The following is a 15,370-nucleotide window of genomic DNA, read 5'->3' on the forward strand; positions in this document are numbered from 1 at the left end:
CCCCTGGACATCGCCGTGCAGCTGTGGAACTGTTGTGTATGCAACAAAATGCATGCGAGCGCGCGGTCGGGCGATTCTCCCGGCCCAGATCCCGGAGGAGCTGGCGACATGCCGAAGACCGAACCCGAGCCGATTCGAGACCCGCGAGCCGATCGTCTGCTGACCCCGGACAACTGCGTCGTCGCCCTCATCGACTTCCAACCGGAGCAGTACCAGACCGTGACCTCGGCGACGAAGGAGCGGATCGACCTCAATGTCGTCACCGTGGCCAAGGCCGCGACCGCCTACGAAGTCCCCGTCGTGCTCTCGACCGTCGGCGTCGACCTCGGAGTGAACCAGGGAACCGAACCGGCGATCGTCGACGGACTGCCCGGCGTCGGGCAGATCGACCGGACAGGCGTCAACGCCTGGGAGGACGAGGACTTCCGCAGCGCCATCGAAGCCACCGGCCGCAAGAAGGTCGTCATCGCCGGGCTCTGGACCGAGGTCTGCCTGACCTTCCCGACGCTCGACATGCTGGCCGAAGGCTTCGAGGTCTACCCCGTCGTCGACGCCGTCGGCGGCATCAGCCGGGTTGCCCACGAGTCCGCCCTGCAGCGGATGGTCGCCGCAGGAGCCTCCCCGGTGACTGCGATCTCGTTCGCCGGAGAGCTCATGCGCAATTGGGCCCGCCCCGACTCCGACCGCCTGCGCTCGATCATGGGGTGGTACTTCCCGCGCAAGGCCGAACTCGATGCCAGCGAAGGATGAGACAGCTCGAGTCCGAAGCGGTCACCGTGTGGAGGAGCATGCTGCTCAAACACGCTGACCTCGTCGATGCGATCGGAGCCCGGCTGCGGACCGAGCACGGACTCATTGCCACCGAGTTCGATGTCCTCATCAACATCCCGCCGCACTCGACGATCCGCCACCGCGACCTCGTCGACGAGATCGTGCTCAGCCGCAGTGCGCTCTCACGTCTGCTGCGGAGGCTGGAGCAGCGCGGTCTCATCGAGCAGCGCTCCGATGACGAGGACCAGCGGGGCATCTGCGTCGAACTGACCGAGGGCGGCCGCGTCCTGCGGGAGGCCTCTGCGAAGACGAACGCCGAGGTGGTCGACGACGCCTTCGCGTTACTCGACTCGGCCGATCTCACATGTCTCAGCGAGGCCGTTGGACGGATCCGCCCGGCGAAGACAGGAGAATGAGATGAGCAACGTGGAAACGGATCCCGCGCAGATCGTCTGCCGCCCCGGCGGTCTGCCCGACCCGGCCTGTGACCAGCAGGGGCGCGCCCCGGTGGAGATCATCACGTCGCGGGATGTCCCGCTCGGCGGACCTCGTGCGATGACTGTGCGCAGGACTCTGCCGCAGCGCCAGCGCTCCCTCATCGGCCCCTGGTGCTTCGTCGACCACTACGGTCCCGAGGACGTGTCGATCGCCGGCGGCATGGATGTCGCCCCGCACCCGCACACCGGACTGCAGACCGTGAGCTGGCTCTTCTCCGGTGCGATCCAGCACATCGACTCGGGCGGAAACGCCGGCCTGGTCCTGCCCGGAGAGGTCAATCTCATGACCGCCGGCCGGGGCATCTGCCACTCGGAGGTCTCGACCGAGGACACGACGACTCTCCACGGAGTCCAGCTCTGGCTGGCCCTGCCAGATGCCACCCGCCATCAGGAGGAGCGCGAGTTCGAGCACTACGCCCCCGAGCTCACTCCCATCGAAGGCGGTGAGATGCTCGTCTTCCTCGGAGACCTCTGGGGCACCTCGTCACCGGTGACGACGCATACGCCGCTGCTCGGTGCCGAGATCAGACTCGACGCCGGAGCCACCGTGGATCTGCCGGTCGATGAGACCTTCGAGCACGGCCTCCTCGTCGACTCCGGTGAGATCGAACTCGAGAACGTCACCCTGCCCACGGGTGCGCTCGGCTACACCGGGGTGGGGTCGAACGAGCTGCGCATCAGCAACCGCGGAGATCAGACGGCCCGACTGATCCTCCTCGGCGGTGAACCCTTCGCCGAAGAGATCGTCATGTGGTGGAACTTCGTCGGCCGCACCCACGAGGAGATCGTGGCCTTCCGTGAGCAGTGGCAGTCCGAGGGCGACCGGTTCGGCGCCGTCGACGGCTACATCGGCCGCGGAGGCCCCGGCCGCAACGCGGACGGGCTCGGGAGGCTCCCCGCGCCGAGGCTGCCCGACGTGACGATCAGAGCGCGGAGGAACCCGCCTCCGCGGGCGGACCCGACGAGACACAGTGACCGAAACGACCTCTCAGACCACCTGAGCAGCTAAGGAGAGAGCAATGAGCAAGACACTCACGGACTCGACGGGAGCCGAAGTCTCCGTCACCCTCGATGAGGACGGCAGGTCCTACGTCATCGCGGTCGAGGGCGGGGCCGTCGCCGGCCACGCCTATTTCCTCCCCGGCCCCGAGGCCGAGACCGAGCGGATCTTCTATCACACCGTCGTCGATGAGCAGTTCGGCGGCCGCGGCCTGTCGAAGGCCCTCGTCTCCGAGGCGCTCGCCGACTCCCGGGAACGCGGCATCACCGTCGTGCCGATCTGCCCGCTGTTCGTCAAGAAGCTCCAGCAGACCGGGGACGACTATCAGGCCGAGGGCGGACGCTTCCGCAACGCCACCGGGGCGGATTTCGACATCGTCAAGAAGCAGGCGTGATCGCACTGAGCATGAACGCGAACAGACCCTTCATCGACAAAACCCATCCCGAGGTCTACAAGGCCATGGCGCAGGCGGCGGCCGCATCGCGGAAGGTCGCTCATGCGGCCGGGCTGACCGACGGACTCATCGAGCTCGTCAACACCCGGGTGTCCCAGATCAACGGCTGCCGCACCTGCCTGAGCATCCACGCGCCGGCGGCGCGGAAGGCCGGCATCGATCAGCTCAAACTCGATGTGCTGCCCAGCTGGCACGAGGCCGAGATCTTCGACGACAGGGAGCGCGCGGCCCTCACACTCGCCGAATCCCTGACAGTGCTGGACAAGACGGTCGATCGGGACGAGATCGCGGCCGAGGCCGGTCAGCATCTGACGACCGAGCAGATCTCCGCCGTCGAGTGGACGACGACGCTGATCAACGCCTTCAACCGCATCTCGATCGCCAGCGACCACCCGGTCTTCGGAGCCAAGCAGGACTGACTCCGGGTCCGGTGTTCACTGGACCGACAGTTGAGATGGTGTGGTCTCGAACGGTGTTTTCCACTATCTTCAGATGAAGCATTCACACATTGAATTGCCATCTGGCGTTCAGAGTTCGAAGGAGAACATCATTATGCGCACCTCTCGTCGGTTCGGTCTCTTCGCCACAACGGCGAGCGCCGCTGCCTTCGTCCTGCTCGCCACTGCTTGCGGAGGCGGTGGTGGTGGAGGTGGCGAAGAAGGAGAGGCGAGCGCTGACTTCATCACTATCGCGACCGGAGGATCCTCCGGCGTCTACTACCAGGTCGGTGCGACGATGTCCGAGATCCTCGCCGATGACCTTGGCGCCGACACCTCGGTCCAGTCGACCGGCGCATCGGTCGAGAATCTCACCCTGATCGAAGACGGAGGAGCCGAACTCGCCTTCACCCAAGGCGACGCCGTCGACCAAGCGCTCAACGGCGAAGGGCCCTTCGACGGCAAGGAGATCGAATCTCTGCCGGTCGTGGCCAATCTCTACGACCAGTACGTCCAGCTCGTCACCGTCGAAGGGTCGGGGATCGAGTCGATCGAAGACATCAAAGGCAAAGCGGTCTCGGTCGGTGATCAGAACTCCGGCGTCGAGCTGAACGCGAAGACCGTTGTCGATGCATACGGGCTCAGCTACGACGACTTCGACGCCGACTACCTGCCCTATGCCGAAGCCATCGACCAGATGCGCAATGGGCAGCTCGACGCTGCCTTCGTCACCAGCGGTCTGCCGAACTCGGCCGTGACCGACCTCGCTACCAGCGACAAGGTCAAGGTCGTTCCCTTCACCGGTGAGGGCCGCGAGAAGCTGCTCGCCGAGCATGACTACTTCGGCGAAGGAGAGGTCCCGGCCGGGACCTACGGCGACAGTGAGGCCGCCGAGACGCTGACCATTCCGAACCTCCTGGTGGTCAGCCCGTCGCTGAGCGATGACGCCGTCTACGACGTGACGAAGTCGCTGTTCGACAACCTCGACCAGATCCAGAGTTCGCACAACGCGGCGAAGGACATCACGGTCGACACCGCTCAAGACGTTCCGGTCGGCGAAGTCGCACCCGGCGCGAAGAAGTACTTCGACGAACAGGGCTGAGCCATCAGCTCTCTGACGCGGAGAGCGGCACTGACCGCGGCTGTGCTCGCCGGGTTCGGTCTCGTGGTGCCGATCTCCGTGTCCGGACCGGTTGCGCAGCGACTGGTCATCCGGGAGCAGGCGCCGGGTCGCCGGATCTTCAGATCCGTCCCCATTTCAGATGACGACGTGGTGGCGATGACCTGGATGCATTCGGTCGACAAGACGCCGTGGTGGGAGTACTACTCAGCCGTCGACGGTGAGCTCGTCCTCGACTGCACCGACTTGGCGCTGATGGGCGCGGGTACCCCGTTCGAAGCTCCGCACACCGAGATCGACGGAGACATGGTGAGGCTCTGCGGACTCGACGAGCACTTTCCCGCGGTCCGGTGGATTCACTCCCATCGAGTCCACCACCGCATCTATCTCGACAGCGAGCTCATCCTGCCGACTCGCGCCATCGACCACCACGTACGTGCCGAAATGATCGTAATCGGAGACCGATGAACATGACCAACGAAAACAGCTCCCCAACGGAGGCGAAGGAAGGGGCCGCGGAAGTCGTCTCCGTGCCCGCCGAGTCCGTGTCTCCGGACACTGTCGAAAAATACGATCGGGAATCTCGGACCCGCGATGTATGGTCGACGAAATGGTCACTGCCGCTGACAGCATTCGCCGTGGCGCTCTCGCTCTACCAGATCTACTATGCGCTCTTCGGAGGACCGCCGACCCTGGTGCATCGAGGCATCCACGTCGGGGCGATCCTCGTGCTCTGCTTCGCTGTCCAGCGCTTCCGCCTCGGCGAGAAGCGCAGAACACCGCCCTGGTACGACTGGCTGTTCATGGCCGGATCGATCGCGATCGCGGTCTATCTCGGGCTCGTCTTCCAGAAGCTCGCCGTCAGCGGCGGACGATTCGACACCATCGACGTCATCTTCTCGGTGTTGGCGCTGGTCCTCGTCCTCGAAGCTTCTCGGCGCGTGACAGGGCCGATTCTGCCCATTCTTGCGATCCTGTTCATCATCTACGACTACTACGGGCGGTCGATGCCCGGCTTGTTCCGGCACCGAGGGTACGACCTCGATCGCATTGTGACGTTCATGTATCAGTCGACGGAGGGCATCTTCTCGACAGCGATCGGAGTGTCCTCCACCTACATCTTCCTCTTCATTCTCTTCGGCGCATTTCTGCAGAAGTCCGGGATGGGGCAGTTCTTCAACGACATCGCTCTGGCTCTGGCCGGCCAGGCCAGGGGAGGCCCAGCCAAGGTCGCCGTGCTCGCTTCCGGATTCCTCGGTTCGATCAACGGCTCTGCGATCGCCAACGTCGTCACCACCGGTGCCTTCACCATCCCGATGATGAAGCGAGTCGGCTACCAGCGGAACTTCGCGGGAGCCGTCGAATCGGCCGCTTCGGTCGGTGGGCAGATCATGCCGCCGATCATGGGCGCAGCCGCGTTCATCATGGCCGAGACACTCGGAGTCCCCTATACGGAGATCGTTCTCATCGCGATCATCCCGGCTGTGCTCTACTATCTGGCGATCCTCGTCCAGGTCCATCTGCGGGCGACGAGCCAGGGGCTGCGGGGCATCAGCCGGGAGAATCTCCCTGCAGTGCGAGAAGTGATGAAGGAGCGCGGGCACCTGCTCCTGCCGCTGCTGTTCCTTCTCTACATGCTCTTCTTCTCCGGAACCACCATCCTCTTCGCGGCGGTGACGACGATCTTCGTCACCGTGATCGCCTCAATGCTGCGCAAGTCCACGCGCATGTCGCTCATCGACATCATCTTTGCCCTGCGCGATGGAGCGATCACTGCGATCTCGGTTGCTGTGGCGTGTGCCTGTGTCGGCATCATCGTCGGTGTGGCCACACAGACCGGTTTCGGTGTGAAGCTGGCGGGAACGATCGTCACCATCGGCGGCGGATTCCTCCTGCCCACCCTGCTGATGACGGCTCTCGCGTGCATCATCCTCGGCATGGGACTGCCGAGCATTCCGGCCTACATCATCGTGGCGACGATGGCCGCGCCGGCGCTCGTGCAACTCGACGTCCCGGCGCTGGCCGCGCATCTCTTCGTCTTCTACTTCGGCCTCTTCGCCAATATCACCCCACCTGTGGCTCTCGCTGCGTTCGCCGCTGCCGGCCTATCGGGAGGCAGCCCGATGCGGACGGGATTCATCGCCATGCGCCTTGCGCTCGGAGGGCTCATCGTCCCCTTCGTATTCGTCTATCAGCCCGAACTGCTGATGCTCGACGGAACCGGATTCGACACCGCGCGTGCTGCCGTGATTCTGCTCATCGGGGTCATGATGATGTCCGTTGCTGCCGAAGGGCACTTCCTGGTCCCGCTGCCGATCTGGCTGAGGTTCGTCGTCGCCGTGGCGGCACTGGGGCTGGTGACGCCGAGTGCCCTCTATGACGTGATCGGCGCGGTCATCGCAGTAACAGCGCTGGTCATCATCCTCGTGATGGCCAAGCGTCAGGGCCGCCTGGCATGGAACGAGATCTGAGCAGAGGTCGGAGACCTCCGAGAGATCAGTTGATGATCTCTTTGCTGTCGTCTTCGGCGATCGCAGCCAGACGTTCGCGCCACAGCTGCAGATCCGCGGGACTCAGCCGCTTCCAGTCTCTGACCTCGCGGATCACTCGCAGCGGTCGGGCGCTGCGATAGGAACGCGTCGGGTTGCCCGGGAACTTCTTGTCGGTGACGTTCGGATCGTTCTCGTACTCACCGGTGGGCTCGACCTCGTAGACGTGCGGCTGTCCGTTGCCGCCGTCCGCTTCGGACCGCAGCGCGGCCACCTCGGCGGCCAGGCCCGCACCGTCCGGAAGGGCCGTGAAGTAGATGTGATTCATCGTCACCTCGGGGCGGTAGTTCGAGGAGTATCCAGCGGTGAGCAGATCACCGGGCTGCAGTGCGGCTCTCGTTCCGTGGAAGAACGGGCCCTCATCAAGTGGCTCAGACATGACTCGAATATAGCGGTGCAGTCTGCGCATGGAGATCAGGCGCCGCGGCTATAATGGAACCCAGCGGGCAGCTATTCGTTCGTCGACAATCAGCTGCTGACGGGCCGATCGGCTCAGAGGATGAGACTCCGACTTCCACAGGTGGAGATGCCAGGCACACTTGATGCCGACCATCTCGTCTGATGACGATCCCAGCAAGCAGCCGGAGCTCAACCATGCCGTCCGCACCACCAGCTCAGACCACCGGCGGGGCCACCTCGGCACCGTCGACCTTCGCCGGACGTCTGCGGCTCATCGGGCCGGGAATCGTGCTGGCACTGGCCAGCGTCGGCGCCTCCGACATGATCACGACGATGAATTCCGGGGCCGAATACGGTCTCGCGCTCGTCTGGGTCTTCACCGTCGGCATCATCCTCAAGTTCGTGCTCTCCGAGGCGGTCGCGCGGCTGCAGATGAGCGGCGACCGGTCCCTGCTGTCCCACCTCACGCGCTTCGGCGGACGCACCTTCCCCGTGGCCTTCCTCATCGCCGAACTGCTCGTCGGCCTGTTCTTCGGCGCCGGCGTGATCGCCGTGACGACGAACATCCTCCAGGCGATCTTCCCCGTGCTGCCGTTCTGGCCGACCGCCGTCGTCGTCCTCCTCTCCGCCGCCGTGCTCGTGGGCATCGGCCGCTACGGCATCGTGGAAAAGGCCATGATGGGCTTCGGAATCATCATGTTCTTCGGCATCATCGCCCTCGCCGTCTCCGTGTTCCAGGGCCAGAATGCCCAGCAGGTGGCCGCGGAGACCATCATCCCCACCTTCCCGAACACGTCGATCATCACGGTGATGTCGCTGATCGGCGGCGTCGGGGGAGCGACCGGCATCCTCGCCTACTCGTTCTGGATCCGTGAGAAGTCCTGGCGCAGCGAGGACTGGAAACCCGTCGTCCGCCTCGACCTGTTCATCAGCTACGGGCTCGTCTTCGTCTTCGCCGTCGCCATGAGCGCCGTGGGTGCCTTCATCCTCTACGGTCAGGGCTTCACGATCGCGGACAACGATGCGCTGTTCGCAATCGCCGACAGCCTCGTCAGCCGCATCGGCGAAACAGGTCGGCTGATCTTCCTCATCAGCTTCCTTGCCGTGGTCTACACCAGCGTGCTCGGCGGGTTCTCCGGCATCGCCTACGTCACCGCCGACTGCCTGCGGGTCCTGCGCCGCTATCCGGACCAGGACGCACCTGAGCACGAGATGTCGGCGACATCCGTCGAGTTCCGCGGAGCGCTCGTCTATCTGTCCGTGGCTACCTTGGGGATCATGAGTCTGGGCCAGCCGGTCACTCTCGTCCTCGTCTATGCGGCGATCAGCGCCTTCATCCTGCCGGTGCTCGCATTGGCGCTGCTCGTCATCCTCAATCGGTCCTCGGTCCCGGCCGAACTGCGCAACACGAAGTGGTCGAATGGGCTGCTGGGCATCTGCCTCGCGCTCTTCGGCTTCCTCGCCGCACTGCAGGTGAAGGAGTCGGTCATGGGCCTGATCGGGTAGGGCCGTGGCTGGCGCTGTTGCGGGTCGATGGTTGCTGCGGCGCATCCGGCCTGCCTCAGGGGGTGCCCGTGTATCTCGACCACATTACTGTTGATAGGTACGTCAATAATTGGGTTATATAGCTATGCTTTGAGTAATCAATAGTGAGAGCCCGTTGCCGAGGTCCACGCGTCGAGTGCTGGCGAACCAGCCGATGCGGAGATGAGGAGCGGGTGATTGCTCAGCGTGTCGCCGCGAGCGGCACCCTCGACGACAGAGGAGATGGAAGCCCGTATGCCAGTCAGTGCCGAAGAGCAGATGATGATCGATACGGTGGCCGAGTTCGTCGACGAACAGGTCAAACCCCACGTCAACCGCGTCGAACACGCTAACGAGTACCCCGAAGCCTGGATTCAGACTATGAAGGAAATGGGCATCTTCGGGCTCGTCATCGACGAACCCTGGGGGATGGGCAAGGTCTCGACGGAGGCCTACGCCCTCATCACACAAGAGCTCGCCCGCGGCTGGATGTCCTTGGCCGGTGCGATGGGCGGTCACACCGTCGTGGCCAAGCTCGTCCAGGAGTACGGCACTCAGGCGCAGAAGGACGCGTACCTGCCGAAGATGGCCACCGGGCAGCTGCGTGCGACGATGGCGCTGACCGAGCCCGGCGGCGGCTCCGATCTGCAGGCGATGCGCACCAGTGCCGCCAAGGACGGCGACGACTACGTCATCAACGGCTCGAAGACGTGGATCACGAACGCGCGGAAGTCCGACCTCATCGCCCTGCTGTGCAAGACCGATCCGAACGCCGAACCACGCCACAAGGGAATCTCCATCATCCTCGTGGAGAAGGGTGACGGGTTCACCGTCTCTCAGGATCTGCCGAAGCTGGGATACAAGGGAGTCGAGTCCTGCGAACTGAACTTCGAGAATCTGCGCCAGCCGCAGTCGCAGCTGCTCGGCGAGGCCGAAGGCAACGGATTCAAACAGATGATGAAAGTTCTGGAGATCGGCCGCATCCAGGTCGCCTCACGGTCTCTCGGTGTGGCTCAGGCGGCACTCGACGATGCGATGAAGTACTCGCAGGAAAGCGAATCGATGGGCAAACCGATCTGGAAGCACCAGTCGGTGGGTAACAAGCTCGCGATGATGGCGACGAAGCTCGAAGCCGCCCGCCAGCTCGTCCTCCACGCGGCCCGCACCTACGATTCGGGTGCCCGCGTGGACATGGAGGCCGGAATGGCGAAGCTCTACGCCTCGGAGATGGCCGCCGAGGTGGCCCTCGACGCGATCCGCGTCCATGGCGGTTACGGCTACTCCACCGAGTACGACGTCGAACGCTACTACCGCGATGCGCCGCTGATGATCGTCGGGGAAGGAACCAACGAGATCCAGATGGGTGTCATCGCCAAGCAGCTCATCGGCCGCAACAGAATCTGAATCCACTCGGCGACAGCGCGGGGGCCGTAAGAGTGATAGAGAAGAGAACATGAGCAACGATGACGTGAACCTGCAGGACTGGGTGGGGCGGACCTCGACGATCGAGGAAGTCGTCTCGGGGGAGCGGGCGTCACGCTTGGCCTCTCTGCTCGGCCGTGAAGCTGACGAGACGGACCCGCTCTTTCCTGTCGGACACTGGTTGCACTTCTCCGAAGACGATGTGCCGATGAGTGAGCTCGGCACCGATGGGCATGTGAGGCTCGGCGGGTTCATGCCACCGGTTGGCCTGCCTCGGCGAATGTGGGCTGGCAGCGAACTCACCTTCCACGCGCCGATTCTGCCTGGTCAGCTGCTCTCGCGGACGACGACGCTCGAATCGGTCACAGAGAAGTCCGGCAGCACCGGTCCTCTGTGCTTCGTGGTGCTGCGACACGAGATCTCCGCGGGTGGAATCCCGGCGACGACGGATAGGCACACGATCGTCTACAGGGAAGCCGCTTCGGCTCCGGTCGGATCTGCGGCGAAACCGCCACGCGCGGACTCACCCGCACCGGCGGGGTGGGACTGGTCGGCCAGCGTGCGGCCGGATGAGGTCATGCTGTTCCGCTATTCGGCGCTGACGTTCAACTCGCACCGTATCCACTACGACTACCCCTACGTCACCGAGGTCGAAGGATATCCGGGTCTGGTCACCCACGGACCGTTGACGGCGACGCTGCTGCTCGACGCCTTCATTGCCAAGCATCCGGGCGTCCGCGTGACCAAGTACAGCTTCACTGCGAAGTCTCCGTTGTTCGCGAACGAGCAGATCCATCTCGTCGGGCGGCAGACCGCGGGCGGCGTTCACGAGCTGCAGGCGATCGCCCCCGGCGGGACGACCGCAATCGCGGCCACCTTGATGGCGGAAGGGTGAGGAGCGGCGATTGAAAGAGCATCTTCAGGACGGGCCTAAATAACGTTGCGTCCTGCGGCCGTTCTCAACGGTAACGCTCGAGAGACAGAAAGACGGGCCCCCTTCAGGACTGACCCTGTCGCACTGATCTTGAACCCGTCGACAGGTGTGGTTGCGATAGTTCCGACTGCGACCTAAGTAGACGGCGCATACTGTACGGGAAGGTTGAAAGATTGAGGGGAGCTATGCCACAGCTAGTATGCATTACATGAAGCAGGACGTCCTCGAGGTTGTAGGTGCAGTGATACGCGGAGATGTAGACGGGGCGCCTGCCGTTTTGGCGTTCCGTCGACGCGCGGAAAAATCTGCCGGAGGCAAGTGGGAGTTTCCCGGCGGGAAAGTTGAACAGACTGAAACTCAATCCGTTGCGCTTGCTCGTGAAATTCGAGAAGAGCTAGGTATTGAAGTTGACGTCGGCCCGCTAGTGGCTCGGGCTCGCACGCCTGTTGGCAGTCGAGTGATAGATCTTGCCTGCTATTGGGTAACTGTGCAAGAGGTTCCGACAGAAAGTAGTGACCACGACGTAATCCAATGGGTGACCTCGGCCGACTTGCGTACGCTGGACTGGGCAGAGCCTGATCTTCCAGCCGTCGAAGTGATCGAAGTAGCTATGTCTGAGGACCGGGGAGGTGCGCGCAAAAATGAGTGACGATAATCTATGCCCCGGACTCTATGAACGACTGGTCGATGGATCGGTGAACTCGCTCATTGAAGATCTGGATGACGCGCTCCACGCAGATATGCAATCGGTTGATATCGAGGACTATCCGGCGCTTGCTGCGCACCATATCGGACTCAAAGTTAAGGCTGCGCTGAGTCAAGCGGATGCTGCGAATCGAGTATCGATTGCTAATGAGATTCTTCGCGTGTTGCCGGGGAACGGAAATGAGCACGTGCTTAACCACAGTCCTGATGTGCTGATGTCGGTCTACGAAGAATCACCAGCGAGACGACCTTCGACTCCGTTAACCGAAACCGCGCTTTTCACGAATGCTGCTGAGACTCCGAGCCTTAACTCAGAGCTGCGGTTGGAGATGGAAAGCGCGGACCGTGTTGATTTGCTGTGCGCCTTCGTCAAATGGAGCGGAATCACGGTGCTGGAACGGGGACTTCAGCGTCTGCGGGAACGGAAAGTGCCGATTCGCGTCCTGACAACAACATACATCGGTGCGACTGAGCGCAGAGCCCTCGACCGTCTTGTCAACGACTTCGGCGCCGAGGTGCGAGTCAATTACGATTCGCGAACAACCCACTTGCACGCGAAAGCATGGCTCTTTTACCGAGAGTCCGGCTTCGACACCGGGTACGTAGGAAGTTCCAACTTGAGCCGGACGGCGCTTGTCGATGGGCTCGAATGGAACGTCCGGGTGTCGCGAGAAGCGACACCGCCGTTGATGGACAACTTTGACGCTACGTTTGAGTCGTACTGGGCGTCCAACGAATTCGAGGATTACATTCCTTCACGCGACGCTCGGCGTCTTGACGACTCGTTGGCCAGCGCTCGGGCAGGTAGTTTTCGAGCAGCGCGATCGTCATCGTCAGGAATCACAACGCATTTTTTGGATGTTCGTCCATTTCCTCACCAGACCGAGATGCTTGAGGAGCTTGCGTCGGAGAGAAGCGAAAATGGCCGTACTCGGAACCTGCTTGTTGCGGCAACGGGCACAGGCAAGACTGTTGTGGCAGCGTTGGACTATGCACGACTTGTACGGGAGTCGCTGGAGACGACGCGTGCACGCAAGATGATGCCTAAACCACTGCGGCTTCTATTCGTGGCGCACCGGAAGGAGATCCTAGATCAGGCGCTGGACACGTATCGTTCCGTGCTCAAGCGTGGTGATTTTGGGTCTTTGCTGTTAGGCGGGATCCCCGTAGGCGATCGAGACCATGTTTTTGCTTCGATTCAATCGCTGTCACGAGATGATCAACTTCAACAGTGGGAACCTGACCATTTTGATGTTGTTGTGATCGACGAGTTTCATCACGCGGCAGCTGCCACATATCGAAGAATTCTCAATTGGTTCAAGCCGGCACAGCTACTCGACCTGACTGCAACCCCGGAGAGAGCTGATGGGGTTAACGTGGCTCAAGCGTTTTTCGATGGACGGATCGCGAGCGAACTGCGGCTTTGGGACGCGTTGGATGCGGACCTACTGGTACCTTTTCATTACTACGGAATCGCAGACAATGTCGACCTTCGCGGTGTGACGTTTCGGGCAGGCGGTTACGATTCCGCTGAATTGTCAGAGATCTATACCGGAAATCGTGACCGTGCGGCTCTTATCGTTGAGCAGGTGGGAGAGAAGATCCTGGACCCGCAAGCGATGAGGGCGCTGGGATTCTGTGTGAGCGTGGATCATGCTCGCTATATGGCGGAAGTGTTCACTCGCGCAGGAATCGAGTCTGTCGCACTGAGTGGACAGTCGACAACGGATGACCGTGATGTTGCACTTCGCCGACTTAGGGCGGGAGACGTGCAGTGCATCTTTACCGTGGACCTTTTTAACGAAGGAGTGGATGTACCCGAAGTCGACACTGTACTCATGCTCCGTCCGACTCAATCTGCAACCGTCTTTCTGCAGCAGCTGGGTCGTGGCCTTCGCCGCGCAGCAGGCAAGGCGCTGCTAACTGTCCTAGATTTTGTGGGACATCAGCATGAGAAGTTCCGGTTCGATATACCGCTGCGCGCGATGACCGGTGTCCCGCGAGGAAGAATCCTACACGCGGTGGAGAACGGATTCCCGCAAATGCCGGGCGGGTCGCAGATTGTTCTCGACCGGGTGGCTGAAGAGCGAGTTATCGACAGCATTAGGAGTCAGCTGTCGTTGACAACCAAAGCTCTGGTGTCAGACGTGCGCCAGAACATTCCTGACGGCACGAACGCGCTCGAGTATCGATTGAGCGACTACCTTGCGGAGTCGGGAAGGGGCCTACCGGATATTTATAAGCCGGCTACAAGGCGGATGTTTGGACTGGAGCTACCTGCAACATGGTCGGCAGTGCGACACCTGGCTTTCGGCAGCCATAGCGACAGCGCGGTAGAAAGTGAGCTTGCTGCCCAAATCATGCGCAGAGTGAGCGCGTTGACTCATGTTGATGATGTTGAACGTGCGTTGGAATATCGTCGAATTATTTCGTCTGAAGCCCCATCGGATGAATTAGTTACCAGCCCATATGCGGCAATGCTCTACTACGCATTCTGGCCAAAAGGTGATGGCGGATCGGTCGCCGAGGGCCTCGACGAGATCCGTTCGAATCAGGCGCTATGCCAGGAGCTGGATCAACTCCTCACTGTTACATCATCGTTGCATCGTCTGACACCACGGCGCCTTGAAAGCGGGCTCGAGGGTATCCCTCTTCGGACACACGCACGATATTCTCGTGAGGAATTGTTGTCGGCCCTTGGGATGGGAGTGAACGAGAAGCCTCAGCCTGGAAACTTTCGTGAAGGAGTGAAATGGTTCAAGGAGCATAAGACAGATGCCCTCCTGATTACTCTCCGGAAGTCCGATGCGGACTTCTCACCGTCGACTCGCTACAGGGATTATGCACTCACCCCACAATTGTTCCACTGGGAGTCACAGTCCGGAACTTCAATTGAGAGTCCAGCGGGACAGCGATATATTCGCCATCGAGATTATGGGACGAACGTCCTTCTGTTCGTGCGTCACGCGAAGGTAGGGGACCTGGGAACAGAACCCTATACTTGTCTGGGTACTGCTAAGTATGTCTCGCACGAGGGCTCGCGACCGATTCAGGTCGTGTGGGAACTCGACCGGCCGATGCCTACTGACCTGTTTCTTGCAGCAAAAGCGGTTGCTTAGACCGATCGAAAGGGTTCTGACTCCGCGGTTCACGTTGGTACATACCTTGGACTGCCGTTGCTGTTCTTGCCGAGTGAGCCAGAACCGTCCGTCGGCTGGGTCGATTACAGGCAGAGGGCGACTGAGTTTCGACCTGAGTTGCTTCACTTTAGTGTCCCGGTCCTGGCCCGAAATTCTCGACGTTTTCGATCAGCTGCGTGGCTGATGGCGGAAGTTCAGGTGGGAACACGAGCTCGTGCCCGTCGATCTCGCCCACGAACTCTCGCAGAGGCCGCAGTGTGGTGACGATCTTCTTCAAGGACAGCCCCGTCGCTTCCTGCATGAACCTCGATACGGCCAACGCCGTGAACACAACCGTCAAAGGGACTGATGCAAGGATCGGTGACAATCGGAGTGTCACGCTGCGACTGCAGGTGACTCAATCATTGCTTCGTACTCC

At 61.8% G+C, this 15,370-nt stretch carries 14 protein-coding genes and 1 pseudogene; 13 read left to right on the forward strand and 2 right to left on the reverse strand.

Going from position 1 to position 15,370, the window contains the following annotated elements; genetic code table 11:
* The first annotated feature begins 108 nt into the window (after positions 1-108).
* The 8 genes from IHE57_RS14060 (at position 109) to IHE57_RS14095 (ending at position 6,750) form a co-directional block, all read left to right on the forward strand.
* Positions 109-750: an isochorismatase family protein gene (locus IHE57_RS14060; RefSeq protein WP_209374018.1), complete on the forward strand. Its 642-nt coding sequence runs from the start codon at positions 109-111 to the stop codon at positions 748-750.
* Entirely contained in the window at positions 747-1,187 is a 441-nt protein-coding gene (locus IHE57_RS14065) for a MarR family winged helix-turn-helix transcriptional regulator (RefSeq protein WP_209374020.1), read from the forward strand. The genes IHE57_RS14060 and IHE57_RS14065 overlap by 4 nt, the downstream gene beginning before the upstream one ends.
* Position 1,188: 1 nt before the next feature.
* Positions 1,189-2,277 (forward strand): pirin family protein, encoded by a 1,089-nt coding sequence (locus tag IHE57_RS14070; protein WP_209374022.1) that lies wholly within the window; start codon positions 1,189-1,191, stop codon positions 2,275-2,277.
* Positions 2,278-2,287: 10 nt separating this feature from the next.
* Positions 2,288-2,662: a GNAT family N-acetyltransferase gene (locus IHE57_RS14075; protein ID WP_209374023.1), complete on the forward strand. Its 375-nt coding sequence runs from the start codon at positions 2,288-2,290 to the stop codon at positions 2,660-2,662.
* Complete coding sequence (locus tag IHE57_RS14080; RefSeq protein WP_366933973.1) at positions 2,659-3,141, forward strand: carboxymuconolactone decarboxylase family protein; 483 nt, start codon at positions 2,659-2,661, stop codon at positions 3,139-3,141. The genes IHE57_RS14075 and IHE57_RS14080 overlap by 4 nt, the downstream gene beginning before the upstream one ends.
* A gap of 133 nt (positions 3,142-3,274) precedes the next feature.
* A complete protein-coding gene (locus IHE57_RS14085) occupies positions 3,275-4,261 on the forward strand; it encodes a TAXI family TRAP transporter solute-binding subunit (RefSeq protein ID WP_209374025.1) in 987 nt (328 codons plus the stop codon).
* Positions 4,262-4,438: 177 nt separating this feature from the next.
* Positions 4,439-4,747 (forward strand): DUF1850 domain-containing protein, encoded by a 309-nt coding sequence (locus IHE57_RS14090; RefSeq protein WP_209374027.1) that lies wholly within the window; start codon positions 4,439-4,441, stop codon positions 4,745-4,747.
* 2 nt (positions 4,748-4,749) lie between these two features.
* Positions 4,750-6,750 carry a TRAP transporter permease gene (locus tag IHE57_RS14095; protein ID WP_209374029.1) on the forward strand — a complete coding sequence of 667 codons (2,001 nt, stop codon included), beginning with the start codon at positions 4,750-4,752 and terminating at the stop codon, positions 6,748-6,750.
* A gap of 25 nt (positions 6,751-6,775) precedes the next feature.
* Here IHE57_RS14095 and arr read toward each other — a convergent pair whose 3' ends face one another.
* Positions 6,776-7,207, reverse strand: coding sequence for an NAD(+)--rifampin ADP-ribosyltransferase (arr, locus tag IHE57_RS14100; protein WP_209374031.1), 432 nt, complete (start codon positions 7,205-7,207; stop codon positions 6,776-6,778).
* A gap of 215 nt (positions 7,208-7,422) precedes the next feature.
* Between arr and IHE57_RS14105 the strand changes: the two genes are divergently transcribed.
* The 5 genes from IHE57_RS14105 (at position 7,423) to IHE57_RS14125 (ending at position 14,931) form a co-directional block, all read left to right on the forward strand.
* Positions 7,423-8,733, forward strand: a complete 1,311-nt coding sequence (locus tag IHE57_RS14105; RefSeq protein WP_209374040.1) for an Nramp family divalent metal transporter — start codon at positions 7,423-7,425, stop codon at positions 8,731-8,733.
* A 273-nt stretch (positions 8,734-9,006) separates the two neighbouring features.
* Positions 9,007-10,155 (forward strand): acyl-CoA dehydrogenase family protein, encoded by a 1,149-nt coding sequence (locus IHE57_RS14110; RefSeq protein WP_209374048.1) that lies wholly within the window; start codon positions 9,007-9,009, stop codon positions 10,153-10,155.
* A gap of 49 nt (positions 10,156-10,204) precedes the next feature.
* On the forward strand, positions 10,205-11,068 hold the full coding sequence (locus tag IHE57_RS14115; RefSeq protein ID WP_209374050.1) for an HTD2 family dehydratase: 864 nt from the start codon (positions 10,205-10,207) through the stop codon (positions 11,066-11,068).
* A gap of 247 nt (positions 11,069-11,315) precedes the next feature.
* Positions 11,316-11,756 carry a (deoxy)nucleoside triphosphate pyrophosphohydrolase gene (locus IHE57_RS14120; RefSeq protein ID WP_209374052.1) on the forward strand — a complete coding sequence of 147 codons (441 nt, stop codon included), beginning with the start codon at positions 11,316-11,318 and terminating at the stop codon, positions 11,754-11,756.
* Positions 11,749-14,931 (forward strand): DUF3427 domain-containing protein, encoded by a 3,183-nt coding sequence (locus tag IHE57_RS14125; RefSeq protein WP_253720308.1) that lies wholly within the window; start codon positions 11,749-11,751, stop codon positions 14,929-14,931. Before IHE57_RS14120 ends, IHE57_RS14125 begins: the two co-directional genes overlap by 8 nt.
* A 148-nt stretch (positions 14,932-15,079) precedes the next feature.
* Here IHE57_RS14125 and IHE57_RS16850 read toward each other — a convergent pair.
* Positions 15,080-15,292, reverse strand: a pseudogene (locus tag IHE57_RS16850) (IS1634 family transposase); the annotation flags it as partial.
* Positions 15,293-15,370 lie beyond the last annotated feature (78 nt).

Source organism: Brevibacterium renqingii, assembly GCF_017808105.1.
Taxonomy (GTDB): Bacteria; Actinomycetota; Actinomycetes; order Actinomycetales; family Brevibacteriaceae; genus Brevibacterium; species Brevibacterium renqingii.

Excerpts from the sequence above, each read along its gene's own strand:
- IHE57_RS14085 (WP_209374025.1), top strand. The coding sequence starts at position 3,275 with ATGCGCACCTCTCGTCGGTTCGGTCTCTTCGCCACAACGGCGAGCGCC.
- arr (WP_209374031.1), bottom strand. The coding sequence starts at position 7,207 with ATGTCTGAGCCACTTGATGAGGGCCCGTTCTTCCACGGAACGAGAGCC.
- IHE57_RS14105 (WP_209374040.1), top strand. The coding sequence starts at position 7,423 with ATGCCGTCCGCACCACCAGCTCAGACCACCGGCGGGGCCACCTCGGCA.
- IHE57_RS14090 (WP_209374027.1), top strand. The coding sequence starts at position 4,439 with ATGACCTGGATGCATTCGGTCGACAAGACGCCGTGGTGGGAGTACTAC.
- IHE57_RS14120 (WP_209374052.1), top strand. The coding sequence starts at position 11,316 with ATGAAGCAGGACGTCCTCGAGGTTGTAGGTGCAGTGATACGCGGAGAT.
- IHE57_RS14125 (WP_253720308.1), top strand. The coding sequence starts at position 11,749 with ATGAGTGACGATAATCTATGCCCCGGACTCTATGAACGACTGGTCGAT.
- IHE57_RS14115 (WP_209374050.1), top strand. The coding sequence starts at position 10,205 with ATGAGCAACGATGACGTGAACCTGCAGGACTGGGTGGGGCGGACCTCG.
- IHE57_RS14070 (WP_209374022.1), top strand. The coding sequence starts at position 1,189 with ATGAGCAACGTGGAAACGGATCCCGCGCAGATCGTCTGCCGCCCCGGC.
- IHE57_RS14060 (WP_209374018.1), top strand. The coding sequence starts at position 109 with ATGCCGAAGACCGAACCCGAGCCGATTCGAGACCCGCGAGCCGATCGT.
- IHE57_RS14075 (WP_209374023.1), top strand. The coding sequence starts at position 2,288 with ATGAGCAAGACACTCACGGACTCGACGGGAGCCGAAGTCTCCGTCACC.
- IHE57_RS14095 (WP_209374029.1), top strand. The coding sequence starts at position 4,750 with ATGACCAACGAAAACAGCTCCCCAACGGAGGCGAAGGAAGGGGCCGCG.
- IHE57_RS14110 (WP_209374048.1), top strand. The coding sequence starts at position 9,007 with ATGCCAGTCAGTGCCGAAGAGCAGATGATGATCGATACGGTGGCCGAG.
- IHE57_RS14065 (WP_209374020.1), top strand. The coding sequence starts at position 747 with ATGAGACAGCTCGAGTCCGAAGCGGTCACCGTGTGGAGGAGCATGCTG.